Raw genomic sequence first — 23,739 nt, 5'->3', positions numbered from 1 at the left:
TATACCTTAGTGTATTAATATATCATGATAACAAAACGGATAACCAGGTGCGAAATGAGGAAGGAAAATAAATGATGAAGACCACTATACATGAAGTCTCGAACGAAAATGTAACGGATATTTTGAAATTGCAAATAAACGAAAAGCAAAAGGCTTACATCGAAACGACTGAACAATGTTTAAAAGACGCGAAGGAATGTAAATACTACAGACCAGTTGGGCTTTATTCGGATGATATCTTGGTTGGTTTTGCGATGTATGGCTTTTTCCCTGGGGAAGGCGAAAATGGCAGAGTGTGGTTAGACCGCTTTTTCATTGACGCTGAACATCAGGGTTTCGGGCTTGGCAGTATCTTATTGGAGGCTTTAATAAAAAGATTAATAGAAGAATATGATTGTCCTGAAATTTATTTAAGCATAGTTGAAGATAATCAGGCCGCCCTTCATTTGTATAAGAAATACGGCTTTGCATTCAATGGCGAATCAGATTATAACAATGAAAAGGTCATGGTCAAAAAAGTATAGGTATGATAATAGCTAGTCCTTTTCAACTCAAAAGTATGTCCAGCAATACAGAAAAAGCCGGTTCCCCTTGTTCCAGGAATCCGGCTTTTTTTAAGATGGTTCATTTTAAAGTGAACGGTACTTTTTTAAACTAATAATATTGATGGTGATAAAGACGGCTGCAAATGCAAGGAGAATGAGGAGATCCAGTAATACCTCATTGAACGTGAAGCCTTTGTACATAATGCCGTTCATGGCATCCGATGCGTAATAGAGAGGCATGATCTTGCCGATTTTTTGCAGCCAGTCCGACATGCCATCCAATGGGAAAATCCCTGTAAAGAAGACTTGCGGCACGATGACGAGCGGAATGAATTGTACCATTTGGAATTCGGATGCCGCGAAACTCGATAGTAATGTACCAAGCGATAATGCAACGAGCGCGACCAGTATATTCGTCAGCAAAACGAGCCAAATGGAGCCAACAAGGACGATATCCAATACATTGACAGCATATAGGACGACAATTATGGTTTGAACTAGAGCAAATAAGCCATATCCGATCACATAGCCCGCTACGATTTCGTATCTTTTAATCGGGGTGGCAAGCAGCCGTTCCAGCGTACCACTTGTACGCTCTTTCAAAAGCGCGATTCCCGCTATTAAAAATACAAAGAAGAAAACGAAAAAGCTGACGAGCATCGGACTGAAAGTATCAAAACCCTTTGTGTCTGCATCCCCGTATACATATTGCTCCTCAATTGAAGGCGTGTTTTTTTCATTCCCTTGCAAAGCATGCATCATTTGCATTTGAACGGCCTTTGCACGGGACGGTTCGTCGTTCAATAGTGTCAGTTTCATTTTTCCATTTTCAACATGCAGCCAGCCATCCGTATCATTTTCTATCATTTTTTCCTGAGAAAATTCCTCAGCAGCCGATACTTGAAAATCCGCTTGTTTCAATGCTTTGACCACGGTTTCATCACTGCCTGTAACAACGAGCTTCAAAACACTTGCTTCTGTATCGAAAATAAAATACATGAGCGTTAAAATGAGCAATGGAGCCAGGAAAAATAAAGCGAGTGTCCTTCGATCCCGGCGCAGCTGCTGGGTAATTCGAGTAACTAGAGAGGCCATTCTCATTTTAGGCCACCTCCAATCCTTAAAAAAACATCATCAAGCGTTTCCGCGGCAAATTGTGTTTTTAAAGCTGCCGGGGTTCCTGCCGCGATGATTTCACCTTCACGCAGCATCGCCAGTTTATCGCATCGTTCCGCTTCATCCATCACATGCGTCGTGATGATGATCGTCTTATGATCTTCGTTTCTTAAACGCTCAAGTTCCTGCCAAATCGATTGTTTCAGCAAAGGGTCTATTCCTACTGTCGGTTCATCCAAAATGAGAATCTCCGGATTTTGGATGAGTGCCGCCGCCAGTGACAGACGGCGTTTCATTCCCCCGGAATAATGCGCAACCCGAACATTCAAATCGCTCGTCAACTGTACGATTTCAGCTGCATATCGAATGCGTTCCCTTCGTTCCTTTTTCGAAAAACGGTATAGCTTCGCAAAAAATTCGAGATTTTCAGCTCCGGTCAATTCTGTATATAAAGCATCGGACTGTGCCATATAGCCGACATCCATTAACAGCGCTCGATTTGGCACTTCATGATCCAGAACCGTGACTTTACCCGCATCGGGCTTAATCAATCCGACAATCATTTTAATCAAGGTCGTCTTTCCGCATCCGGATGGACCTAGCAAGCCAAAAATCCCGTTTTTTTCAATACTCAGGCTCAATGGCTGAATGACCTTTTTATGATGAAAACCTTTGGCAATCCCTTCAATGGAAATCGCATTTTTCAATGTACACACATCCTCCCTCTTTAATTAACACAGTGTTGAGTGTATCATCATTCTAAGGCAGCATTTGTTCTAATACAATCAACACATTTGGAAAAATGTTCAGTGAAGGAGACATTACATGGCATCGATTCATGAGGATATGGTACAAAAGACGAAGATGCAGATACAACATCATTTTATTGCACTCGTTGAAACAGAGGGGTTCTCACATGTATCAGTGAAGAAAATTGCAGAGCGCGCCAACATTAATCGGGGCACATTCTATTTGCATTACACAGATAAATATGAATTGATGGAGCACTTACAGCAGGAATTGTTAAATGAACTTCAAACCCGCATTACTGCCATTTTGCCGGAAGAGGCTTTCAGGGCTCTTCATCAACAGCAGCTTTACACGCCCTTCATAGAGATTTTTCAATTCATCAGTGAACATGCCCACGCTTTGAGGGCCATTCTAGGTGATCAGGGCGATCCTTCTTTTGCCAAAAAAATAAAGCGCGTATTCGGTGAAGTACTATTGGATCGTTTGATCAGCCAGCACCCAGCAGCTAAAAATGAAGCGTTCCGCATGTATATGCACGCCTTCCTGACATCGGCGATTTTAGGGGTGATACAGGAGTGGCTGGAGAATTGTGAAGAGCAAACGGCGGAAGAAATGGCGAAAATCCATTTTCAAATCTTGAACTTCATCAGCCAATTGCGCACATTCATACAATGAACGAATCATCAAAGGCATGTTCCATCAACATGCCTTAAAATCGGATTACATCTTTTTTCTTCGCTTTCACCTCTACATTCCCAACGCAAAAAAACTCATTTTTAAATAAATGAGTTTAAAAGCAAAACAAGATATGGATTTTTCGCTCAGCGTTCCCGGATAGTACACAGGGATTTCATAATTGAATAATACCGCTAATGATGTTGGGATTTTAGTTGATTTACCTTAGGGAAAACAATTTTAAAAACGGATTCTTTTTCTTATCCGTTATCCTTAACTCATCCATGATGATTTGATCCTCATGATCGGCTATCCATTTCCTTAGTGCATCTTTATCCTGGCATTGTGTTAAATATGTCTGGCCACCCTTGCCTGTAGCATTAATAACATATCTATTGAACGTTTTCTCCATAATTGCCCGCCTTTTTAGTAAAATGTCTTGAATCTTTAAATACGAATGCAATGCTTTTTCCTTTATCATTTACAAAAGAAACATAAAAATATATATATTAGAAATTTTGATTGGCAATAGCTTGTTCGCTTGAATGTATTGAATAAAGTACCTCGAGCTGGTTATCATAATTGGATTAATCGAACCTATCATAATGTGCTAACTAATATTTGTCAATACGTTTTTTCAATGTAAATGAAACGTAAATTTTCAGTCTTGTTAAAGAAATATTTTTTTACGATTTAGGGGTTTACAACTGATAAATGATGGGAGTAGAATACGTTTATCAATTTAATGCATTTCGGCCTAAACTCAAGGGAATTGAGTACGGAGGACCCAATCAATTGGGGTTAATTCTGCCTTGCAGAAGGGATGAGATCAGCTCTTTCGCCATCCTACCCGTCAGCTAACTTCGTCGGCTAAAGCGAGGGAGGTCATAAGACCGCCTATTTCGGGAGTTTTTTTCACGCTTTTTGTGGCAAAATAACTGTTCGAAGTTTTTGCTGGTCTTTTTATTATGCCTTTAAAAAGATTCTGAAAGCAGATTGATGATTAAAGCATCATACAGTTTTACACAATTTTTTTATAGGTAGGGATGATTTATTTGAGAATGACAAAAAGTTTATTGGATCCGCCAAAAATACTTGTACTCGGCTTTGCCATCCTGATACTTATTGGGGCCTATTTATTAACCCTGCCGATTTCCACTGAAAATGGCATTGGTCTTCCTTTTCTGGATGCTTTATTCACCGCAACTTCCGCTACATGTGTAACAGGATTGGTCGTAGTGGATACGGGATCGACCTTCACCACTTTTGGTGAGTTGGTCATCTTAACACTGATTCAGATAGGCGGTTTAGGGTTCATGTCATTTGCGACATTTTTCTTTTTCCTTTTAGGCAAAAAGATTTCTTTAAAAGGCAGGTTACTCTTGCAGGAGTCATTAAATAATCTATCCATGGCAGGTGTAGTCAGGTTAGTAAAACGGCTTTTAATTTTCACGGCCATCATTGAGGGCATGGGTGCCCTTATTTTATCGATTCGCTTTTCTTTTGACATGCCAATCGGAAAGGCAATCTATTACGGGGTTTTTCATTCCATATCGAATTTCAATAATGCCGGCTTTGATTTAATGGGGGAATTCAAGAGTTTGACCCCTTATGTATCGGATCCATTCGTAACCCTTACGGTCGTCTTCCTCATCACGTTTGGCGGAATAGGTTTTATCGTGATGAATGAACTATACGAATACCGTGATACCCATCGTTTATCCATACATACGAAGGTTGTTCTGACGACTAGCTTGGCACTTACGATTGTCGGCGCAATTTTAATCTTTTTATTCGAGTTTGGTAATGCCAAGACATTGCAGCCTTTATCTTTCATGGGTAAAACGCTGTCCTCATTATTTCAATCGGTTACACCTAGGACGGCAGGATCCAATACGTTGAATATCCCTGATTTAACTCAGCCTACATTACTGCTCATCATTTTCTTGATGTTCGTCGGGGCTTCGCCCGGATCGACTGGCGGCGGAATTAAAACAACCACATTAGCAACGCTTGTCGGAACGGTTTGGTCACAGATTAAAGGAAAGGGTGATGTGGTATTATTCCGTCACCGCATTGTGAGTGAAACGATCTTTAAAGCATTATCCGTTACATTCATTGGCGTATTCATGGTTTCAATCATCTCCATATTGCTGACCATCACTGAAAGCGGAACTGATTTCTTGATGATTTTGTTTGAAGCCACTTCAGCATTCGCCACCGTGGGACTTTCAATGGGGTTGACCCCCGAATTATCACCGGTTGGCCGGATGCTCATCATTTTCACGATGTTTGCAGGCCGTGTGGGTCCTTTGACTTTGGCCTTTGCCATCGCTATGAGGCGCAAACCAGATCCGTTCCGACGTCCAAAAGGGAAAATCATGATTGGTTAAACATAAATGAAGGAGTGTAAAAGATGGGAAAACGACAATATGCCGTGATCGGTTTAGGCAGGTTCGGAACCAGTGTGGCCCATAGATTATATACGGCTGGCCAAGAGGTATTGGGTGTTGATGTCAACGAGGAAAGAGTAGAAAATGCGGAACTGAGCGTTACCCATGCGATCATGGCGGATACGACGGAAGAAGAGACTTTGAAGTCAATCGGAATCCGTAATTTCGATTGTGTCATCGTAGCCATCGGAAATGACATGCAATCGAGCATTTTAACTACCTTGCTTTTAAAAGAGCTTGGGGTCGATAAGGTCATTGCCAAAGCACTTAATAAAAATCACGGTCAGGTGCTCACTAAAGTCGGAGCTGACTGGGTCATCTATCCTGAGAGGGATATGGGGGAACGGGTCGCGAATCAGCTCCTGTCCCCTAACATGCTGAACTATATAGAGCTCTCTAAAGAATACAATATCGAGGAAATCATCCTGCCCATGAGCATGAAGGGAAAAAGCCTCAGGGAGCTTGATCTACGGGCAAAATATAATATCAGCGTCATTGCCATAGTGAGTAATGGAGAAATCATCATAGCCCCCTCACCAGATCAGGATATCCATGAAAATGATATGCTTTTAGTGGTTGGCAATAAAAAAGATCTAGCCGTCTTTGCCAATATTGAATAATCCAACAGGTTCCGGCTTTTGCTTTTTGGGCCCTGTATCTAGTTTGAATGCAGCATCACTTATACATGCCAGAAGACCCCCATATGGAGGTCTTCTCGATGAAGTTTATAACGAGCATTCCATTCCCTGGATATGTATGTATTATTTCATCGTACTGATTGCCTGGGCAAGAGTGGACTTTATCGTCACTTTATCAAAAGGAAGTTGAAGCTTAACGGCAGTCATGGCTATTTCCGGCAGAAGTCCTGAAAGGGTTGTTTCAATTCCGATCAAATGTAAGGATTCAATCAATTGCGACAGCTGGTGGGCGGATGCACCATCTATTGAATGAACGCCCGATAGGTCAATGAAAAGCCTTGTGACATTTTTTTCAACGCATTTTTGTAAGGTGTTTTCAAGCAAGGTCATGCCCCTTGTCGTGTCAATATTGCCTATCAAGGGAAGCAACGCCATGTTATCTTTAAGGGAAATGATGGGCGTGCTCAATTCATCGATCGTTGCCTGTTGGGCTTTCATGATTTTATTGGCATATCTATGATTCGCTTCAGTAAACCTCTCCATCACTTCACTGAACACCTTCACCACTATCCGGTACCAGGAATTTATTTCTTCCTGTGGATATTGGTCACCATGCAATTCCACAAACCTGTCAATATAATCAAGGTATTGATCTTGCGTTCTAAAAAACTCCCTCAATATAAAATAGATGGGTGTATTTAAATGCTGCTCATCCTTACCGATATCTTCAATCCAATCATCAAGCCTCTTAAAGAATTCCCTCTCCCCTGTATCGAAGACCTGAAAGAAACGCAAATGGAATTCATTATTTTGCTGCTTAAGTTTTTTAATCACTTTGGGATCGGATGAGCTATAAACACCCGCTTTACCGCTTTTATTCAATGTTGCGTACCAATCATCAGTCAATTGTGCTGCCGCGCCCACTAAAAAGGAATATAATTCTTTATTTCTATGCATAAGTTTCTCCACCTATTTTTTATAAAATAGCATTCCAATTGGTCTCAGTAATCAATAAATCGAATGCACTACATACAGAAATCAGCATTGTCAGGCATTTAAAGTTAAACGTTTCATCAGCTAAGGAAAAGCATCGAAGATAACCTCTTCAATACATGGATTGTCATGACCTGATGCCCAATGGTCCCCTCTTTCCATATACCTTCCCAGCTGTTTTTGAAACCATGCAACCACTGTTTTTCAAAAAAAAATTTGCAGGAACCTACATCTATCATTCTGGTGAATCTGCGTTCCCCCAAAAAGCATTTTATTATTAAAGTTTACCATTTTTATATTTTGTTAACAAATCCCTCCTTTTCCTCATAAAAAAAGGACCTGTTCCCAGATCCTCCGTTTAAAACCATCGCATCACCATTTCACCTTACTTTTTCATAAATAAGGCTGTCCATAAGCCTTGCACCCCAAACGTTTCATCCGATTGTTCCATTTTCCTCATTTTACGTATTTCCACCACTTCAAATTCCTTGAAAATCATTCTGAGTTTTTCTTCAGTAAAACCTAATCCGCCTTTAAGGCTCCTTTGCCTGTATACCTCCCAATCTGAAAGATCTGCACCACCCAATATGCCGCCTTCGACAAAACAAGTAATTGAATACAATCCCTCAGGCCTTAGCGCCTTTTTCACCATCTCCAAATAATTGATCCTTCGATGTGGGGCAATATGGTGAAAACAACCTGAATCATACACGAAGTCATATTGCCCTTCCTCAATATCCAAATCAAATATATTCCTTTGAATGAAGTTCACGTGCACTTTCTTTTCTGCCGCTCGTTCTTTTCCCCATTCCAGTCCTGCCTTCGAAAGATCAACCGCATCAACGGAACAGCCCTTTTGAGCAAGGTAAACGGCATTTCTCCCAGGTCCGCACCCAAGCTCAAGAACCTTTCCTGGCCCAATTGCCCCTCCATCAAAATATGTAACCAAATTCTCATCAGGGAAATTTTCGAAAAAGGGAACCCCCTTTTCACGGTCTTCATAAAAATCATTCCAGAATGCAGTTGGCTCACGCAATAACGAGTCCAGCATATTCAATAGATCTTCATAGGTTATAATCGTCTCCGACAATACCATCACCTCTTCCCATCGTATCCCGCCATTTAATTATACTGGTTTCAGCCAGATGCCCCTATTCTTACTCATCGCTACTTTGACCATCTCTTCTATAATGTCGACACCGTAACTTTTGCCAAGAATGTTCAGTTGAGCCAATTTGGATAATGTGGCGTCCATTCCATTAAAACTTCCAGAATGGTATCATTTCCATTACTATTCAATTGGGATAGGGGTCCTTTCTGATTTTCCATAGACTCCCAAACCAATCTATCAAATCCGCTTACTGATGATTATCTTCCTATACATTCCATTCAGCATGATCGGTCGATCCTCTTCAATTTTCATATACTTATCATGTCTACTGAACAAGACTTCAAACCGCAAGCCAATATCCGTTCCTAAAAATCTAATGATGGGCCGCAGAAGCTTTTTGGGTAGCGATAGCCGTTCATCTTTAGAAATAAACTTATCGAATAGTATGATTTTCCCCTCGCCTTTTAAAACCCTGATCATTTCCCGAAGGCATTCATCGGCATCAGGTACGACGGAAAGAACCAAACTTCCCACTATGTAGTCAAACGATTCATTATCGAATTCCATATGCTGTGCATCCATCTCGAGAAAATTGATCGAAGTATTATCAAATTTCTCCATCGCTTTATTTAGCATATCGGCTGACAGGTCTATCGCCGTTATCTCCAGATCAAGGTTCTTGATCAACTCCAAATCGGCCCCGGTACCTACGCCCACAAACAGAACCTTTGCATGATCTTGGAAATGCATCTCATCAAATATTCTTTTCCTGGCATCTAAAAAGAGATGAGAATTGAATATTTTGTCATAAATCGGCGACCAAACCTTATAAATCACTTTATTCCACGAATTATTCAACATCCCCACCCCCTTGCTTACTTTTTCTATAAAGCATTAAAAATCCCTTCCAAGCTGATATCATATCTGGATAATTAGTAAGAATAATCTCCATGCGACGCTTAAATGCAGACATTACACCTGCGCGATTCATTTTAAATATATTACATTGACTGTCATAGTAATATATCTTAAGATATACCAAAGGAGGTGAGGATTTGGTTCAACGACAACTATCCTCTGACTTGCTTCGAGGACATGTAGATACGATGATTCTAAAACTCCTGCAAAGTGGCGATAAATATGGTTATGAAATCAGCAAACTGATATATATGGATTCGGATGAGCAATATGAAATTAAGGAAGCGACGATGTATTCCAGCTTAAAGCGACTGGAAAAGGACGGATGCATCATTTCTTATTGGGGAGATGCCACACAAGGCGGGAGAAGGAAATATTACAAAATCACCCCGATTGGGGAAGACACATATATCCAAAATAAAAAAGACTGGGAGCAGGCCAAGCGAATACTTGAGCGCCTCTTGTAAGAAAGGAAGATGAAATGTGATTGAAAAATTGAATACACATGTTCATAACATTTTTGCTCCGTACAAAAGTGCAAAAACAGCAAATGAATTGGAAGAAGAACTGCTGCAAAACTTACTGGAAAAATACAATGACCATAGAAGGAATGGTACGAGCGAGCAGGAAGCGTTTAAGCTGACTGTGGATTCGATTGGGGAAGTATCAGAGCTCATGGAATCGCTCAATCTGCAATACAATGTGCTTGAGCAGGCGATAAGCATGGACTATTCCAGGCAACGCTTATTGGATTCCGACTTCCGCTCGGTTTCGGTGCATGATGGAAAATTTAATTCCTGCGATTTAAGCCGTTCTGATTTCAGCCATTCCGATCTGACGAACAGCACATTTAAAAGCACTAACTTAAATAATTGCATCTTTGAAAACGCCAATTTAACCAGTACCTTATTTAAAAGCGCAAATTTAAAAGGAGTTACTTTCAAGAACTGCCTTTATAATAAAACCCATTTTAAAGGCTGTAATTTATCTGGTCTTATTTTTGATAAGGAAACATTCAAACAAACCATTTTCGAGGGTTCTTCATTGAAAAAGGCATCATTTCGCGATGCCACACTCATCAATGTTCAATTTCGGATGTCCGATTTAAAGAAAATCGACTTTACTGGAGCTTCGATGGATAAACTCACTTACAACTTTTTACATGGAGCTAAGGTTGATCTTAGCGGCGTGACCATCATCTAAAGGAGGATTTTACAATGACTTTACCAATAGCGATTGTCGTATCCACCTCAATCATTTGCGTGACCGTGTTTCTGACTGCGGTCGTTTTAAAAGGAATGAGCATGGGAGAATGATTCAACAAAACCCCTGTGCTAAGACATGAAAAGTCTTAGCACAGGGGTCTTATATGCTTATCATCCAACCGCCCATCCTACTCTGCATGAACCTTTAGACCTCCACTTCAAATTCTTTAACGTAGACAGCATTCCCGGTGATTTCAATATCGTATGTATCATGGTTTTTGGCAGCCGTAACGCGGACTCTGCCATCCTTCCCGATTTCATGTCCCTGTTCGATTAATAGGTGTACCTCATCTTCAAGACCATCCTTTATGTATTTTGCATAATAAGCGCCCATTACACCTGAAGCCGTTCCTGTTACAGGGTCTTCAATCGTACCTGAAAATGGCGAGGAAAAATGCCGGGCATGCATATGTGCATCACTATCATACGTTTCCAGGCAAAAGGGATGAACTGAAGCTCTTGGCATTTCCTTTAATAATTGCGGAAACAGTCTATTGTTCGCCTTCATCCTTTTGAATGAATCACGTTCCTTTACCGGAACCAGTAAAGTCCATAAACCTGTACTTCCATAAACGATAGGTAATTCATTTTCAAGATCATCTATGTCAAGTCCGAGGGAACTGGCCAAGCTACCCTTATCTCCGTTAAACGCTACAAACTGAGGCGCGGCCTGCTTCATCGTGATGTAAATCTCTTGATCCGCGGTCGTATGGATCTTGATTGGCAATATTCCCGCTCCTGTTTCAATCATCAGCTCATCCTTATCCAGCAATCCCCTTGTCTTCAGCGCATGGATGGTGGCCATTGTCGCGTGACCGCAGAGATTCATTTCATGTCCTGGTGTAAAATAACGGATTCTAAGATCCGCAATATCGGACTCCATGGGAAAAGAGGTCTCATTGAACCCCACCTTCAGCGCTATATCCTGCATTTCATTTTCCGTCAGTCCATCCGCATCTAAAACCACGCCCGCCGGATTTCCTTTATTTGGTCTACTACTGAACGCATCGTAATGAAAAACCCTTACCATCTTCAAATCTAACATCTCCTATTAAATGAATGGTGCTTCTCTTTTAATAGTAATTCTATATCTCCATCAAAATCCCTTTTTCGTCCTATACTTCAGTGAAACGACCATTGATTTTATCATTTCCCTCCGGAAGACTCCCTCTTCAAGCGTGTGAAGGGCTAGATGAATGGCAGTTGGCCTAAGCCAAAGTATTCTTTTGAGTAGGCTGGTCTCATCCCGAATTATGTTTAAGACCCATTTATGTATGGAAGAGATTTGCGACACTCCTGCCGAATGACTGGCAGCCGGGACCCCACAGACGCTTGCTTTGATGAGGCTTTGCAGACAGCCGGCGGAAAGGGAGCGGATTTTGAAATCAGCTGGAATTTTTTCAACTAAAAAACTGCAGGCCAACTCGTATTTCTTAGAGTTTGCCTGCAGTCTGAAAAACGACTATCGAGTCCCAAGGGACCATTAATTCATTTGAGATTTATGCCATTTCCACGCACTTTCAATGATTTCTTCCAAATCTATCGATGCTTTCCAACCAAGCTCTTCATATATCTTATTGGCCGAAGCAACCAGGCGGGCGGGATCTCCAGGGCGACGGTCTGCATACTCGATGGTCGGTTTCACTCCCGTGACTTTTTCACAAGTGTCGATTACATCCTTAACCGAATATCCTTTTCCATTCCCAAGATTGTAGGTGGCCGTATCCTTCTTCCCGGATAATAGGGCTTGAAGCGCGATTATATGAGCTTGGGCTAAATCCGTTACATGGATATAATCACGGATGCAAGTGCCATCTTCTGTGTCATAGTCCGTACCAAACACGGAAATCTTCTCACGTTGCCCTAATAAATGCTGTAAAATGATCGGAATCAAGTGTGTTTCCGGGTCATGGCTTTCACCGATTTTTGCTGATGCATGTGCTCCGGCCGCATTAAAGTAACGCAAGACGACATAATGAAGTCCATATGCTTTTGCGAAGTCTCCTAAGATCTGCTCTACCATCAATTTCGAGCGGCCATATGGATTAATCGGATTGGTTGGCTGATCCTCATCAATCATATCAACATTCGGTATCCCGTATGTAGCTGCCGTTGAAGAAAAAATGAAATTCTTAACATCATGCTTGAGCATGGTATTCAACAATGTAAGAGTTGCACCTACATTATTTTCATAGTATTTATAAGGATCTTGGACAGACTCCCCAACCAAGCTATTTGCAGCAAAGTGCATAACTGCTTTAATGGGATACTTAAGGAAAATATCATTCAAGACCGCTTCGTCCCCTAAATTCCCTTCCACCAAGATGGCCTTCGAATCGACCAACGAACGAAAACCGGTTGATAGATTATCCAGAATGACAACCTCTTCAGTATTCACTAACTCTTTTACAAGATGACTTCCAATATATCCTGCACCGCCAACGACCAAAATCATATAGAATTTCCCCTTTTACTTTAAGCTTTAATGAATTCTTGCCAATTTTCCCAAGCCATTAGTGAGAGGTCTAATTATAACCTCCCACATTTTATAAGCATTTATTGAAGGTTTCCATGGCCAATCCATTATATTGGGTGTAATCAAACTTCGCTAGTTTAGGATTATCATTACTAACCATGGTAGATAAGCCCTTTTCCAGCCCATCTATGCTATTTTCGACAAGTAAACCATATTTGCCGTTTTCCAAAACGGTTCGGTTAGCCACTATATCAGTAGCCATGATTTTCATTCCTAAAGTCATCGCCTCCAATAAAACCATAGGCTGCCCTTCATAATGTGAGGAAAGAACGAAGCAGTCACATTTTTCCATGAACGAAAATGGATTTTCAAGCTGGCCCAAAAGATGAATGGAATGATTTAAGTCCAGCTCATCAATGATTGCCTGCAAATCTTCCTTTAAAAGGCCTTGTCCTAAAATATACAGTTTACTATTTTTGTGTTTTTCATGAAAGCCTGCGAAAGCACGAATCAAATTATCTTGACCTTTTTCAGGGGATAATCTACCCATATTGACAAAGTTAAAATCATTTTTATCAGGATATGGAATGAATTGATTATTCACTTCCAATCCATGGACATCTTGCACGCATAACGCCTGTTTATCGATCCAGCCTATAGATATCCCATCCAATGATATATGGGCATAAGTACCAAGTTGGGTAACCGCTTCTTTATCGAATTCCACGATCCGGCCATTGAAGCTTGGCCCATTTTCCAAGACCATGGCATCTTGCAGCCCATAAGGCTTATCCCAAATATTATAATCGCCCAAGTTAATTTCGGCAGTGCCGCGAACTTCCCGCTCTTTTAACAGGATTGGCTCTTCTATCACTTCAAATGCTCTTGTATTTAACCAGCCTATTTTCTTATTATCGATTTCGAAAAGATAATAGCCGCCTTTGTTTGTTCTGTTATACATTATGATCCTGACGATTTGCCCTTCAAAATCGATTGCCCTGCTCACTCTTTTGGCCTTGTAGTTCGGATAAGCCTTCGTCCAGATTGTATGGTCCTCCGGATTGGTTATTTTCCCGTACTTCTGATTACCCGTGTTTATTTCCTTCAACGTCCTATTTTCAATCTTATCAATGAACTTTTTATTGTTTTTATAGTTTCTGGATATTATATACTTTCTTTTCATCATGATTTGCAGCTTGTCATTAAAGCTCATGTCTTCATTGATTGTACAATGTTCAAGCATGGATAAAGCCGAATTATCTATCCAGCCTATTATCTTATCTTTTACAGATATTCTGCTATAAATCGAATGCTGGGTTTTTGCTTCCTTATCGACGTTTACAATGATCCCTTTAAAATCCTGACTGCCAGAGATTTTGTACGTGCCTTCAACCTTATACGGCAACGACCAAATATAGTTCGATCGAGGTCTTACTAACCTTGCAATCTTATCCACTTCTTTTTCATAAATGATGCTGTCTGGCAACAGCTCCACAGCTTCTTCACTAATCCAGCCAATGATTTGATTGTTATGGCTGAATTTATAAAAAGTGTTCTGATTAGCATAGGCCTTTCTCGAAATCACGATTTCAGCACCTTCAAATCGTTCTTCCAATGGAAATTGAGTGGCATTCGAAATTCCCGGAAGGGCATTCCAAACATGATTATCCTTAACATCCCTTAATATCGCCCTTGCTTTGAAGTTTTCTGTGATCAATGCCTTTTCATCATTTTCGATAACTTCAGATTCATTTGGCTCGATTTGAAGGATTTTATCCGGGTTGATAGAATTCATTACATAATCAAATTTATCGTAGTCTGCATACTCCAATAGATTCTTTCGGTTTAATTCCATCGTTCCCTCAGAAACACTTACAAGCTTATCAAATCGATTATATACGGAAAATAGTCCCCTTAGATTGATACGGTGAGGTCTCTTTCCATTAAAAGTTTTCTCACTTTCGGAAAGCAAATCATTATGCATATAACAAACTTTCTTTTTTGCATCTGCCGCCAGAAGATATTTAGCCCAATAATGGCTATAACCGCTAAAATCGATCACAAAATCAAACTTCGTTTTACCGAATAAACGTGCATGCTCTCTAATATAGGCATCTTCCGGGTAAAGCTTCTTCCCTAAGAATCCTCTTTCCCCTCTGTTATGGATGAATTTATCTTTGTAGACTTCCAAAATTTTATACACAGGCAAGCCAGGTTTGAATAAAAAACGCACATTCTTATTCACCTTGCCAAGATTCTTTAGGGCTTCATGAGAATGAGGAGTGGCAGTAAAACAGCTGACATCATATTTATCGTAATCAATATTATTCATTAAGTTAAGGAAAGAGGAAGTAATTCCGTTATCCCTCATTCCGCCAGGATAAATCAATATTTTTTCCTTTGCGGAATCGAGGCCAGTAATTGTGTTCAGTTGTTTCGTAGATTTATTGAAAATATTATGGACTATTCTCTCTGTTACTTTTCCATCCTCATGGTTCGTGAATTTTTCCTGCATTTTTTTATATTTATCGGAATATCCCAATTTCACATTTTTAATATCTTTAATGGCCAGTGCCAATTCTTTTGAGTTAAAAAGCATCGGTCCCGGGAGTTCATCATTTTGGAGATATTGACCCCTTTGCTCAGCATAAACGTCCGTATCCCATGTGTAGAACAGAATGGGCTTATCGGTAACAAGGTAATCAAAGAAGATGCTGGAATAGTCTGTGATAAGCAAATCGACTGCAGCAAGCAATTCATTTGTATCCACATGATCAGGTATTAGTCGATCCTTAATTTCCGAATGCTTAGTGGCTTCTTTATAAAGATAAGGGTGCACCTTAATCAATATATTATATTGTTCACCGACTTGACTTTGTAGATCATTCATATCTGCAATAATTTGCAAAAGATCGTTATCCACTTTAGCCAGATTCGTCCCCTTCCAAGTCGGGGCATATAAAATACTTTCCTTGGCATCGCTGATTTTCAAACCTAGATTTCTTAGATAATCCTTATACTCCCCCGGATTCGTGTTCAGCGTCAAATCGATCCTCGGATATCCTTCTTCTATAATTTCACCTTTATACAAACCATTCAGTTTATAGCTTTTTGTAAACATATTAGTAGTATGGGCATTAGGGCTCAAGATGAAATCCGCACTCAAGAAGTTCCTGACAACGTTTTGAGAATGTGAAGGGTTACCGGGTATATCAAAGCCCATATTCTTAAGAGGCGTTCCATGCCAGGTATTGATGTAAATTTGCTCGCTTTTAGGGATGAAGAAAGACTGGAATGTGGAGTTATTGATTAAATACTCACTTGTTGCCAGCCATTTTAAATATTCCTTTGAATTGCGTTGAACGAATTGAACATTCGGCATATCCTTATACTTCGCCATTACACCTGAAAGGACATTGAAATCCTGGATGGACCAAATGTGCATGAAATCTTGATAGTCCTGATTTTCCAGCATATATTTAAACATCGCGTATGGACTGTCAGTCATACTGTTTCCATCACGACTCTCATATAGAATGGTGTTTTTTTGCACGCTTAATTTCTCATAATACTTTGCATATTTATTTACACGCTGATGATTTTCCTTTAATAAGAAATTGGCGATAGGCTGTTTAAGGAAATCTACTTTTCTTTTTATTACCTTCTTATTCACTGAATAGGCATCCCCTTTTATAGATTTATTCACCATTCAAAATTATGTTTGCCGTTCATTAACCCAAAATAACAACTATGAATGATCAATAGTTGGAGATTTTTTAAAATGATTACTCTATTAAATTAAAAGTGTATGAATGGGCAGTAAAAGTTTATTTGTCCACTGCCTTATGCAGGTCGAGGATATTTTCCATTATTTTTATGATATCATCCCTTAAATCAGGACGTTGCAGGGCAAATTCAATGGTCGTTTTCACAAAACCATCAACAACACCGACATCAAAGCGTTTTCCATCAAAATCGTAAGCGAAGACTTTTTGGATTTCATTCAGTTTTTGGATGGCATCCGTTAATTGGATTTCACCGCCAGCTCCTGTTTCCTGCTTGGCCAGGAAATCGAATATTTCCGGAGTCAGGATGTATCTTCCCATGATGGCTAAATTGGATGGTGCCGTTCCTTGTTTTGGTTTTTCGACGAAACGGTTCACTTCGTATCTTCTGCCTTCTTGCGTAAGCGGGTCAATGATGCCGTATCTATGTGTTTCGTTCTCATTTACCGGCTGCACTCCAATGATCGACGAACCTGTCGCATCATATTCGTTGATTAATTGACGTATGGAGGGCACATCGCTTTCCACGATATCATCGCCTAAAAGGACGGCAAAAGGCTCATCACCAATAAAATTACGCGCACACCAAACAGCATGTCCGAGGCCTCTCGGTTCTTTTTGCCTAATGTAGTGGATATTAGCTAAATTGGATGGGTATCTCACCTTCTCCAATAAATCGAATTTCCCTTTTTCACTCAAGTTATTCTCAAGTTCATATGCATGATCAAAATGGTCTTCTATCGCTCGCTTATTCTTTCCTGTGACGATGATTATATCTTCAATTCCCGCTTTCACGGCTTCTTCTATAATATATTGAATAGTTGGTTTATCGACTATTGGCAGCATTTCTTTAGGCATTGCCTTCGTTGCAGGCAAAAATCTAGTTCCCAATCCCGCTGCAGGAATAATCGCCTTTTTAACTTTTTTCATACTTTGTAACTCCTTCACATTAAGATAAATCTACAAAAAACACCATTTTTTTCTGAATCATCCTTTTTATAGTAACATAGACTCGTATATTGTAAATATATTAACAAAAAAAATACCCTTCTTTTGTAAAAGTAACCATAATTTCAACTACCATTCCATGCAATATCCCGCTAAAAAATAAGGCCATTCCTCGATATTTCAGGAAAAGGCCTTATTTTTTTCACTATATGACTAATAGGTCCGAGGACCTGATTATTTAGTTCCATTTATCAATTCATTCGTTTTTAACAAGTCGGCTGCATCCGGATCTGTTGCAATCAACAGCCTGCCATAATTCATCCATTTCAACGCAAAGAAAATGGACGTCACCACAAGGGGCGACGTCCACTAAATTATTCAGCTTCGGCAACAACGGTAAAGCGTTGGTTGAGGTGCTGCGGGTTTTCAATTTCATCAAGTACCGCAAGGGCAAAATCGGCATAACTTACATAGCTTTCACCCTTTGAGTTTACAAGAAGGTTGTCTTTACCCAATGTATACCCACCTGTTCTATTTCCTTGCGGATCAAAGAAAGCGGAAGGACTGATGAACGTCCATTGGATGCCAGTGGCATTTTGTAAATCGCCAAGGTTCTTGGATTGATTATAGGCTGTTGCATAGTACTCTTTAGGGAACTCAGGCGTATCCAATACGCGGATCGTTTTTGCCTCGTCAACGAAAAGACTTCCAGCTCCGCCAACAACGATCAGTTTAGTTTGAGGAGCCCCTTTCATGGCCTCAATCAAGATTTGTCCTGCCTCGACATGCAGATGTTCTTTCCCTGGAGCAGCGCCAAATGCATTCACTACCACATCGAATCCATTAATATCATCAGCTTTCAGATCGAATACGTCTTTTTCCAGTACGGATGCTCCTTGAATTTGGACTTTAGCTTCATCCCTGACAATGGCCGTAACATCATGTCCCCTAGTCAATGCTTCCTTTAAAATCAGACTTCCAGCTTTTCCGCTCGCACCAATAATACCGATTTTCATTTTAAATTCCTCCTATATATTGTTTTTGGAACTTTAATTGTAACTTTATTGATTACATGTAATAATATAAGTTACAAGTTGCTGTTTTGTCAACTTTATTATTTAGAGGAGTTCGGAGATATATTCAGTTTCGGAGATATATCGCAGATTTCGGAGATCTATCACGGTTTTCCTCGATATTTTGCAGATTCCCAAGATCTATCCTGATTTTTCGTCGAGATATTTCAGTTTTCGGACATATATCCTAATTTTTCGTCGATATTTTGCAGGTTCCGGAGATCTATCCTGGTTTTTCGTCGATATATCGCAGATTTCGGAGATCTATCACGGTTTTCCTCGATATTTTGCAGATTCCCAAGATCTATCCTGATTTTTCGTCGATATATTTCAGGTTCCGGAGATCTATCCTGATTTTTCGTCGATATATATAAAAAAGCACCATTCCTTTTGGAATGGTGCGCTTAAATTAGCTGTTTTTCTTTTTCATTAGCAGTCCCATGCAGATAGTGATTAGAGTAAACGCGATAAAGGCCAAAAACGGGATCGTGATGAATCCTAACCAATTTATATATTCACCTGAGCAGGGAACACCGCTTTGACACATTTCGAACTGCTTTAATGCTGGGATTTTTTGCAGACTAAAGTGATATCCTGACACCAACATGCCCAAAATCGATAATGGGAGGATGTATCGGTAAATTTTTAGGTCTTGCTCATAAAAGGCACGTCCCAATAAAATAATGAGCGGGTACATCAAGATCCTTTGATACCAACAAAAGGTACAGGGTACATAATGGAGAATCTCACTAAAGTAGAGACTTCCAGCAGTGGCGATGATCGATAGGATCCAAGAAAATAATAGTGGCTTGTTCATCACTATTTCTCCTTCGCTGCATCATCAACCATTTTCTCTAAATCATCAATTGTATTTCCTTCAAACTTCTTGCCATTTACAAATAAGGAAGGAGTTCCGGAAACGCCTAATTCGTCGGCCAAATCCATATCCTTTTTCCATTGGTCCTCGGAATTGCCTGCTTTAAAAGAGGAAACGACTTTTTTCACATCTTTGGCATTTGCGATTTCTTTCAATGTTTCTTCTAGGAATTTGTCCGTAAACACATCTTCCTTTTCATATTTCAGGTCCTCTGGCTGCTTATCGTACAGAAGCTCATGGAATTTCCAAAAGGTATCATTTCCTAATTCCTGATAAACACTTTCCGCAAATTTAGCGGATCTGGTTGAATCGACGTTAATGAACGAATAATTCATGAAATAAAATTGCGCTTTTCCTGTATCAATCAATTCGCTTTGTATGGAAGGAAAGAATTGCTCCTCGAATGTCTTACATACTGGACATTTATAGTCACCAAATTCGACTATTTGGACAGGTGCTGATTTTTCACCCAAATAAGGCTGTGATTTATAATCGATTTCTTTAACGGCTGTATCTTCGTCCTTCCCATTTGCCAAAAATATAAAGCCAATAATGATTACAGCAATTAACCCTATCATCCAAAACGTGAATGCAGAAGATTGTTTTTGATTACCCTTTTTTTTATTAGCCATCATATACCTCCATCACTTGTAGTTGTGTCGATATTCCTTCTCCAGCCATAGCGGCCGATTCCGGTTCCCCCCTCCTGTTGCTTTCACCTGTAACTGATTCATTTACACGTTATAATATAAGTTTCACCATGCTGGTTTGTCAATTACACATACTTTTTATTTTTGCCTTTGCAGAAACGGCGTTACTTGACAAGGATACGGTTAATGGATAAATATTATTCTTGCAGGCCATTATAACTTGTAACCACTTGAATTACATGTTAAATAATTTATACTATATAAGAATAGAGATTTTAAAGGAGAGAAAAAAGAGATGTCCATCAGTACCCGCTTTTCCGTAGGAATCCATATATTATCTCTTTTAGAAATAAACAAAGAAGGCGTTAACACTTCTGATTTTATTGCAAAAAGTGTAAACACCAACCCAGCCTTAATCAGAAAAATCACCGGCATGCTGAAGAATGCAGGTTTAGTGAACGTTCGTCCGGGTATCGCCGGAGCAACTTTGGCCAAGGAATTATCGGATATCACTTTGCTTGATGTTTATCAGGCTGTCAACGTTGCCTCGGATAAAGAATTATTTGGAATCCATGAAAATCCTAATCCAGCATGCACTGTTGGAAGAAATATACAAAAGACAATAGAACCCATCTTTTCAGTTGCGGAGCTTGCCTTGGAAAAGGCATTGGGAGTGGTAACGATCGAGGATGTCGTTAGGGGTATTCTGGAAAAGGATAAAATCAAATAGCAAAAAAACACATGAGTCGGACTCATGTGTTTTTTACCATTATTATTTATACTTAGGAACTTCAATGGTCAATTTATAGGAATCTAGTAAACTATACAAATTATAAATCTGTTTCACTTGTTTTGTTGCCCATCCAATATCAGTCGCATACTGGTGTGAAGCATATCCATATTTCTCTGCAGCCGTAGGATTCCATCTCATTTTGTAAAGCGTGTCCTGTCCAGCAGAGATATATCCTTTGGCGATGAATTCGGCACCGCCTATGATGGCCGCCTCCGGAGTGAACCAGCCAGCATTATAGGCGTATTGAGCGCCGCTGCTTAGCGCCGTTCCGTCAAATGCTCCCACTCCATACATATTATAGACCGTTTTCCCGTTAACCTTTACGCCAGTCGCTAACGGTGATGTGCCATTCCCGGTCTCCAGCAAAGCATGTGAAATCAGGTAGATTTCATTGACCCCATATTTCTCCCCTGCCGCAGTAAAGGTTGCAGCTTGGCCTTGCAGAATCCCTTTACCTGAAAGGATTCTATTATTCACTTCAGAAACGTCCATGTTGGTGACTTGGGAGAGCTTGACGAATTGGAATGATTTGATTGGATCATCCACAAAATTATTGGGGTTAAGATTATATTCTATATCTTCCGGGCTGGCATTTACCCATGTCTTGTTATAGTCCACCTCATACCAATAGTATCCGTCAGAGCCCTTTACTTTTGATTTAATATTCAATGATTGATTATTGCTGACAGGACCGACTACCCAATAGTTAGATCCAGCTCCGCCCCTGACACGCCAACCGGTTCCTTTAACCGTACCTTTTGTAGAATTGATTAAAGTTAATCCATCTTCTCGTATGTAGGTTTTATAATTTTTATCCGTTTGACCATTTACGGCCATTTGAATTTCAACCATTTTTTCCATCGTAAGATCATATTCTTTATCGATCCTGATTATCGATCCATTCGAACTTCCTGGACCTTCCGGTGCTTTGACCGTTAAATATTGCGTACTGACATATCCCGTTTTTCCATTGGCCGTGACTCTTGACCAGCCATCGGATTCTGAATACACCGTTACGGCCGTATTGTTTACAAGCTTGGTTATAATTGAAGCGGAAGCTGATGCTTGTGACCGCATATTCAGACTGGAGCCATCATTCACATTTACATATTTAACTAACGTGTTTTCTTCTCCGTCCGGATTCTGCCCCGGTAAAGAACCAGGCTTCGTTGCTGATAGATATTGCGAATTGACATAACCTTCTCCGCCATACGCTTTAACTTTTGACCAGCCATTTGATTCCGAGATGACTTCTACCTCTACACCCCTTGCCAATTTCACAATGACGGAAGCACTTTCTGACGGCTTATTCCGCATATTCAGTGAACCCGAGCTGACATTTACATATTTCGTTGTCGTTTTTTCAGGTATGGTTGGTTTGGAGTCCATTTCAGGTTTTGTCGTTGAAAGAAAGTCAGTACTGACATACCCCTCAATCCCATTGGCCTTGATCTTCGCCCAACCTTTGGATTCCGAATAGACCGTCACTTCCGTTCCTTTTGACAGCTTTGCGACAATACTCGCGCTTTCCGACCCACTTTTTCTCATATTGAGCGTTCCAGAGCTTACGTTTACATATTTCGTCGTCGTTTTTTCAGGCGTTACTGCCGTTGATCCCGATCCTGGTTTTGTTGTCGATAGATATTTGGCACTGACGTGGCCGTCTTTTCCATTTGCTTTGACTTTGGCCCAACCTTTGGATTCCGAATAGACCGTCACTTTCGTTCCTTTTGAAAGCTTTGCGACTATGTTCGCACTTTCCGATCCGCTTTTTCTCATATTGAGCGTTCCAGAGCTTACGTTTACATATTTCGTCGTCGTTTTTTCAGGCGTTACTGTCGTTGATCCCGTTTCTGGCTTTGCCGTCGATAGATATTTGGTGCTGACATATCCGTCCTTTCCATTGGCTTTGACTTTCGCCCAGCCATTGGATTCCGAATACACCGTCACTTTCGTTCCTTTTGAAAGGATGGCGACTATGCTTGCGGTAGCTTTTCCACTATTTCGCATATTGAGGGAACCCGTGACATATTTCGTCGTCGTTTTTTCAGGCGTTACTGTCGTTGATCCCGTTCCTGGCTTTGCCGTCGATAGATATTTGGTGCTGACATATCCGTCCTTTCCATTGGCTTTGACTTTCGCCCAGCCATTAGCTTCCGAATAGACCGTCACTTTCGTCCCTTTTGAAAGGATGGCGACAACGCTTGCGGTAGCTTTTCCACTTTTTCGCATATTGAGGGAACCCGTGCTCACATTCACATATTTCGTTGCCGCTTTAGCCGTTACCTCAGCTTTGGTTACCGTTCCTGGCTTCGTTGATGATAGATACTTCGCGCTGACATATCCTTCTTTTCCATTGGCTTTGATCTTCGCCCAGCCATTAGCTTCTGAATAGACCGTCACTTTCGTCCCTTTTGAAAGGATGGCGACAACACTTGCGGTAGCTTTTCCACTTTTCCGCATATTCAGTGAACCTGTGCTTACATTCACATATTTCGTTGCCGTTTTAGCCGTTACCTCAGCTTTGGTCACCGTTCCTGGTTTCGTTGATGATAGATACTTCGCGCTGACATATCCTTCTTTTCCATTGGCTTTGATCTTCGCCCAGCCTTTGGACTCCGAATACACCGTTACCTGTGTGCCTCTTGTCAGCTTTGCGACTATGCTGGCACT

The 23,739-nt window shown here is 40.4% G+C and carries 22 protein-coding genes and 1 riboswitch; of the genes, 7 read left to right on the top strand and 15 right to left on the bottom strand.

Annotated features, from left to right (window positions below; translation table 11 throughout):
- Positions 1-74 precede the first annotated feature (74 nt).
- Positions 75-524: a GNAT family N-acetyltransferase gene (locus tag ACQKFG_RS20780; RefSeq protein ID WP_192208052.1), complete on the top strand. Its 450-nt coding sequence runs from the start codon at positions 75-77 to the stop codon at positions 522-524.
- A gap of 105 nt (positions 525-629) precedes the next feature.
- On the opposite strand, the gene ACQKFG_RS20775 is transcribed toward ACQKFG_RS20780, so the two are convergent.
- Together ACQKFG_RS20775 and ACQKFG_RS20770 are read right to left on the bottom strand one after the other, a co-directional pair.
- Positions 630-1,646, bottom strand: coding sequence for an ABC transporter permease (locus ACQKFG_RS20775; RefSeq protein WP_427562330.1), 1,017 nt, complete (start codon positions 1,644-1,646; stop codon positions 630-632).
- Positions 1,643-2,368, bottom strand: coding sequence for an ABC transporter ATP-binding protein (locus ACQKFG_RS20770; protein ID WP_427562327.1), 726 nt, complete (start codon positions 2,366-2,368; stop codon positions 1,643-1,645). The genes ACQKFG_RS20775 and ACQKFG_RS20770 overlap by 4 nt, the downstream gene beginning before the upstream one ends.
- Before the next feature lie 118 nt (positions 2,369-2,486).
- Between ACQKFG_RS20770 and ACQKFG_RS20765 the strand changes: the two genes are divergently transcribed.
- Positions 2,487-3,086 (top strand): TetR/AcrR family transcriptional regulator, encoded by a 600-nt coding sequence (locus ACQKFG_RS20765; protein ID WP_427562324.1) that lies wholly within the window; start codon positions 2,487-2,489, stop codon positions 3,084-3,086.
- Positions 3,087-3,306: 220 nt separating this feature from the next.
- On the opposite strand, the gene ACQKFG_RS20760 is transcribed toward ACQKFG_RS20765, so the two are convergent.
- The gene (locus ACQKFG_RS20760) at positions 3,307-3,498 is read right to left on the bottom strand and encodes a hypothetical protein (protein ID WP_076370632.1); all 192 of its coding nucleotides are present in this window, start codon (positions 3,496-3,498) and stop codon (positions 3,307-3,309) included.
- A gap of 332 nt (positions 3,499-3,830) precedes the next feature.
- A riboswitch (cyclic di-AMP (ydaO/yuaA leader) is annotated at positions 3,831-3,973 on the top strand.
- Between the two features lie 174 nt (positions 3,974-4,147).
- Here ACQKFG_RS20760 and ACQKFG_RS20755 point away from each other — a divergent pair.
- Entirely contained in the window at positions 4,148-5,479 is a 1,332-nt protein-coding gene (locus tag ACQKFG_RS20755) for a TrkH family potassium uptake protein (protein WP_353872839.1), read from the top strand.
- 23 nt (positions 5,480-5,502) lie between these two features.
- On the top strand, positions 5,503-6,159 hold the full coding sequence (locus ACQKFG_RS20750) for a potassium channel family protein (RefSeq protein WP_342614666.1): 657 nt from the start codon (positions 5,503-5,505) through the stop codon (positions 6,157-6,159).
- Between the two features lie 141 nt (positions 6,160-6,300).
- Here ACQKFG_RS20750 and ACQKFG_RS20745 read toward each other — a convergent pair whose 3' ends face one another.
- The 4 genes from ACQKFG_RS20745 to ACQKFG_RS20730 all read right to left on the bottom strand — a co-directional run bounded on the left by ACQKFG_RS20745 (position 6,301) and on the right by ACQKFG_RS20730 (position 9,139).
- The gene (locus ACQKFG_RS20745) at positions 6,301-7,134 is read right to left on the bottom strand and encodes an STAS domain-containing protein (protein ID WP_427562319.1); all 834 of its coding nucleotides are present in this window, start codon (positions 7,132-7,134) and stop codon (positions 6,301-6,303) included.
- Between the two features lie 421 nt (positions 7,135-7,555).
- The gene (locus ACQKFG_RS20740; RefSeq protein WP_427562316.1) at positions 7,556-8,260 is read right to left on the bottom strand and encodes a class I SAM-dependent methyltransferase; all 705 of its coding nucleotides are present in this window, start codon (positions 8,258-8,260) and stop codon (positions 7,556-7,558) included.
- A gap of 36 nt (positions 8,261-8,296) precedes the next feature.
- Positions 8,297-8,425: a hypothetical protein gene (locus ACQKFG_RS20735; RefSeq protein ID WP_286182377.1), complete on the bottom strand. Its 129-nt coding sequence runs from the start codon at positions 8,423-8,425 to the stop codon at positions 8,297-8,299.
- 93 nt (positions 8,426-8,518) lie between these two features.
- Entirely contained in the window at positions 8,519-9,139 is a 621-nt protein-coding gene (locus ACQKFG_RS20730) for a class I SAM-dependent methyltransferase (protein ID WP_349729835.1), read from the bottom strand.
- A gap of 248 nt (positions 9,140-9,387) precedes the next feature.
- On the opposite strand from ACQKFG_RS20730, the gene ACQKFG_RS20725 reads away from it, so the two are divergent.
- Together ACQKFG_RS20725 and ACQKFG_RS20720 are read left to right on the top strand one after the other, a co-directional pair.
- The gene (locus ACQKFG_RS20725; RefSeq protein ID WP_427562383.1) at positions 9,388-9,666 is read left to right on the top strand and encodes a PadR family transcriptional regulator; all 279 of its coding nucleotides are present in this window, start codon (positions 9,388-9,390) and stop codon (positions 9,664-9,666) included.
- Positions 9,667-9,682: 16 nt separating this feature from the next.
- On the top strand, positions 9,683-10,402 hold the full coding sequence (locus tag ACQKFG_RS20720) for a pentapeptide repeat-containing protein (RefSeq protein WP_427562312.1): 720 nt from the start codon (positions 9,683-9,685) through the stop codon (positions 10,400-10,402).
- 207 nt (positions 10,403-10,609) lie between these two features.
- Here ACQKFG_RS20720 and ACQKFG_RS20715 read toward each other — a convergent pair whose 3' ends face one another.
- The 7 genes from ACQKFG_RS20715 to ACQKFG_RS20685 form a co-directional block, all read right to left on the bottom strand.
- Complete coding sequence (locus tag ACQKFG_RS20715; protein ID WP_427562309.1) at positions 10,610-11,500, bottom strand: PhzF family phenazine biosynthesis protein; 891 nt, start codon at positions 11,498-11,500, stop codon at positions 10,610-10,612.
- Between the two features lie 447 nt (positions 11,501-11,947).
- Positions 11,948-12,919: a UDP-glucose 4-epimerase GalE gene (gene galE, locus ACQKFG_RS20710; protein WP_427562306.1), complete on the bottom strand. Its 972-nt coding sequence runs from the start codon at positions 12,917-12,919 to the stop codon at positions 11,948-11,950.
- A 91-nt stretch (positions 12,920-13,010) separates the two neighbouring features.
- A complete protein-coding gene (locus ACQKFG_RS20705) occupies positions 13,011-16,613 on the bottom strand; it encodes a CDP-glycerol glycerophosphotransferase family protein (protein WP_427562304.1) in 3,603 nt (1,200 codons plus the stop codon).
- A gap of 154 nt (positions 16,614-16,767) precedes the next feature.
- Positions 16,768-17,655, bottom strand: coding sequence for a UTP--glucose-1-phosphate uridylyltransferase GalU (gene galU / locus ACQKFG_RS20700; protein ID WP_260285161.1), 888 nt, complete (start codon positions 17,653-17,655; stop codon positions 16,768-16,770).
- Positions 17,656-18,047: 392 nt separating this feature from the next.
- On the bottom strand, positions 18,048-18,689 hold the full coding sequence (locus ACQKFG_RS20695; protein ID WP_427562300.1) for an NAD(P)-dependent oxidoreductase: 642 nt from the start codon (positions 18,687-18,689) through the stop codon (positions 18,048-18,050).
- A 466-nt stretch (positions 18,690-19,155) separates the two neighbouring features.
- Positions 19,156-19,563, bottom strand: a complete 408-nt coding sequence (locus ACQKFG_RS20690) for a disulfide oxidoreductase (RefSeq protein ID WP_427562297.1) — start codon at positions 19,561-19,563, stop codon at positions 19,156-19,158.
- 2 nt (positions 19,564-19,565) lie between these two features.
- Positions 19,566-20,255: a DsbA family protein gene (locus ACQKFG_RS20685; RefSeq protein ID WP_192206734.1), complete on the bottom strand. Its 690-nt coding sequence runs from the start codon at positions 20,253-20,255 to the stop codon at positions 19,566-19,568.
- Positions 20,256-20,568: 313 nt separating this feature from the next.
- On the opposite strand from ACQKFG_RS20685, the gene ACQKFG_RS20680 reads away from it, so the two are divergent.
- Positions 20,569-21,003, top strand: a complete 435-nt coding sequence (locus tag ACQKFG_RS20680) for an Rrf2 family transcriptional regulator (protein WP_192206735.1) — start codon at positions 20,569-20,571, stop codon at positions 21,001-21,003.
- Positions 21,004-21,045: 42 nt separating this feature from the next.
- Here the strand turns inward: ACQKFG_RS20680 and ACQKFG_RS20675 are convergent.
- The coding region (locus tag ACQKFG_RS20675) for an SH3 domain-containing protein (RefSeq protein ID WP_427562292.1) at positions 21,046-23,739 on the bottom strand (2,694 nt) is incomplete at its 5' end.

Origin of the sequence: Peribacillus sp. NPDC076916, assembly GCF_050269675.1 — a bacterium.
GTDB classification, from domain to species: Bacteria; Bacillota; Bacilli; order Bacillales; family DSM-1321; genus Peribacillus; species Peribacillus aracenensis.
The sequence above is the reverse complement of the archived record's forward strand: the minus strand, read 5'-3'. Positions and strand labels throughout refer to the sequence as shown.